Source organism: Streptomyces sp. NRRL S-31, assembly GCF_000718775.1.
Classification (GTDB): domain Bacteria; phylum Actinomycetota; class Actinomycetes; order Streptomycetales; family Streptomycetaceae; genus Streptomyces.
In genome coordinates, this window is record NZ_JOCB01000189.1 from 1 (window position 1) to 3,451 (window position 3,451).

A 3,451-nucleotide genomic window follows, 5' to 3' on the forward strand; every position below is an offset into this window, starting at 1 on the left:
CTCCGAGAGGCGCTCGCCACGCGTGTGGTGGTCGCCGATGGAGCGATGGGCACGATGCTCCAGGCCCAGGAGCCGACTCTGGAGGATTTCCAGAACCTCGAGGGTTGCAACGAGATCCTGAATGTCACCCGGCCGGATATCGTCCGGTCCGTCCACGAGGCGTATTTCGCGGTGGGTGTGGACTGTGTGGAGACCAACACCTTCGGTGCGAACCATTCCGCGCTGGGTGAGTACGACATTCCCGAGCGGGTGTGTGAGCTGTCCGAGGCGGGTGCCCGGGTGGCCCGGGAGAGCGCGGACGCGTTCACGGCGCGGGACGGCCGGCCGCGCTGGGTGCTGGGGTCGATGGGTCCGGGCACCAAGCTGCCCACCCTCGGCCACGCCCCGTATCCGACGCTGCGCGATGCCTATCAGCGCAATGCGGAGGGGCTGGTCGCGGGCGGTGCCGACGCCCTGCTGGTGGAGACCACGCAGGATCTTCTCCAGACGAAGGCGGCGGTGCTCGGTGCCCGGCGGGCTCTTGACGCGCTGGGTCTGGATCTGCCGGTGATCGTGTCGGTGACAGTGGAGACGACCGGCACGATGCTGCTGGGTTCGGAGATCGGTGCGGCGCTGACCGCGCTGGAGCCGCTGGGTATCGACATGATCGGCCTGAACTGTGCGACGGGTCCGGCGGAGATGAGTGAGCATCTGCGCTATCTGGCCCGGCATGCGCGGGTGCCGTTGTCGTGTATGCCGAACGCGGGGCTGCCGGTGCTGGGCAGGGACGGCGCGCATTATCCGCTGTCGGCGCCGGAGCTGGCCGATGCGCAGGAGACGTTCGTGCGGGAGTACGGGCTGTCGCTGGTGGGGGGCTGCTGCGGGACGACGCCGGAGCACCTGCGGCAGGTGGTGGAGCGGGTGCGGGGGCTGGACGTCCCGGTGCGCGAGCCGCGTCCGGAGCCCGGCGCGGCCTCCCTGTACCAGGCGGTGCCGTTCCGGCAGGACACCTCCTACCTGGCCATCGGCGAGCGGACGAACGCCAACGGGTCGAAGAAGTTCCGTGAGGCGATGCTGGCGGGCCGCTGGGACGACTGCGTGGAGATGGCGCGGGAGCAGATCCGCGAGGGCGCGCACATGCTGGATCTGTGTGTGGACTATGTCGGCCGGGACGGTGTGGCGGACATGGAGGAGCTGGCGGGGCGGTTCGCGACGGCGTCCACGCTGCCGGTGGTGCTGGACTCCACCGAGGTGGAGGTGATCCGGGCGGGGCTGGAGAAGCTGGGCGGCCGCGCGGTGATCAACTCGGTGAACTACGAGGACGGCGCCGGCCCGACGTCGCGGTTCGCGCAGGTCAGCGCGCTGGCGCGGGAGCACGGCGCGGCACTGATCGCGCTGACCATCGACGAGGAGGGCCAGGCCCGCACCCCGGAGAAGAAGGTGGAGATCGCCGAACGGCTGATCGCGGACCTGACGGGGAACTGGGGCATCCGTGAGGAGGACATCCTCATCGACACCCTGACGTTCACCATCTGCACCGGCCAGGAGGAGTCCCGCGGGGACGGCATCGCCACCATCGAGGCGATCCGCGAGCTGAAGCGCCGGCATCCGGCGGTACAGACCACGCTGGGCCTGTCGAACATCTCCTTCGGCCTGAACCCGGCCGCGCGGATCCTGCTGAACTCGGTCTTCCTCCACGAGTGCGTCAAGGCCGGACTGGACTCCGCGATCGTCCACGCGAGCAAGATCCTGCCCATCGCCCGCTTCGACGAGGAACAGGTCACCACCGCCCTGGACCTGATCTACGACCGCCGCTCCGAGGGCTACGACCCCTTGCAGAAACTCATGCGGCTGTTCGAGGGCGCGACGGCGCAGTCCCTGAAGGCGGGCAAGGCCGAGGAACTGGCGGCACTCCCCCTGGAGGAACGCCTCAAGCGGCGGATCATCGACGGCGAACGCAACGGCCTGGAAGCCGACCTCCAGGCCGCGCTCCGGGAGCGGCCGGCGCTGGACATCGTCAACGACACCCTGCTGGACGGCATGAAAGTCGTCGGGGAACTGTTCGGCTCCGGACAGATGCAACTGCCGTTCGTCCTGCAGTCGGCCGAGGTGATGAAGGCGGCCGTGGCCCACCTGGAACCGCACATGGAGAAGACCGACGCCGAGGGCAAGGGCACCATCGTCCTGGCCACCGTCCGCGGCGACGTCCACGACATCGGCAAGAACCTCGTCGACATCATCCTGTCCAACAACGGCTACAACGTCGTCAACCTCGGCATCAAACAACCGGTCTCCGCCATCCTGGAAGCCGCCGAGGAACACCGCGCCGACGTCATCGGCATGTCCGGCCTGCTGGTCAAATCCACCGTGATCATGAAAGAGAACCTCGAAGAACTCAACCAGCGCGGCCTGGCCCCCCGCTTCCCCGTCATCCTCGGCGGCGCCGCCCTCACCCGCGCCTACGTCGAACAAGACCTCCACGAGATCTACCAGGGCGAGGTCCGCTACGCCCGCGACGCCTTCGAAGGACTGCACCTCATGGACGCCCTCATCGGCGTCAAACGCGGCGTGCCCGGAGCGAAACTCCCCGAACTGCGCCAGCGCCGCGTACGCACCACCACCCCCACCGCCGCGCTCCGGGTGGAGGAGCAGCCGGCCGGGGAACACATCCGCTCCGACGTCAGCACCACCAACCCCGTCCCCACCCCCCCGTTCCTCGGCACCCGCGTCATCAAGGGCATCGGCCTGAAGGAATACGCCACCTGGCTCGACGAGGACGCACTCTTCAAAGGCCAGTGGGGCCTGAAACAGGCCCGCACCGGCGACGGCCCCACCTACGAAGAACTCGCCGAGAACGAGGGACGGCCCCGCCTGCGCGGCCTGCTCGACCGCCTCCACACCGACAACCTCCTCGAAGCAGCCGTCGTCTACGGCTACTTCCCCTGCGTCTCCAAAGACGACGACCTCATCGTCCTCGACGAACACGGCAACGAACGCACCCGCTTCACCTTCCCCCGCCAACGCCGCGGCCGACGCCTCTGCCTCGCCGACTACTTCCGCCCCCAGGAATCCGGCGAAACCGACATCGTCGGCTTCCAGGTCGTCACCGTCGGCTCCCGCATCGGCGAGGAAACCGCCCACCTCTTCGCCGCCAACGCCTACCGCGACTACCTCGAACTCCACGGCCTGTCCGTCCAACTCGCCGAAGCACTCGCCGAATACTGGCACGCCCGGGTACGCGCCGAACTCGGCTTCGCCGCCGAGGACCCCGACCGCATGCAGGACATGTTCGCCCTGAAATACCGCGGCGCCCGCTTCTCCCTCGGCTACGGCGCCTGCCCCGACCTCGAAGACCGCGCCAAGATCGCCGACCTGCTCCAACCGGAGCGGATCGGTGTCCACCTCTCCGAGGAGTTCCAGCTCCACCCCGAACAGTCCACCGACGCCATCGTGATCCACCACCCCGAAGCCA

General features: G+C 68.5%; 1 protein-coding gene. It reads left to right on the top strand.

The window, feature by feature from the left end; genetic code table 11:
- A partial coding sequence (metH, locus tag IF37_RS0137935) for a methionine synthase (RefSeq protein WP_030754106.1) occupies window positions 1-3,451 on the top strand: 3,451 nt, incomplete at both ends.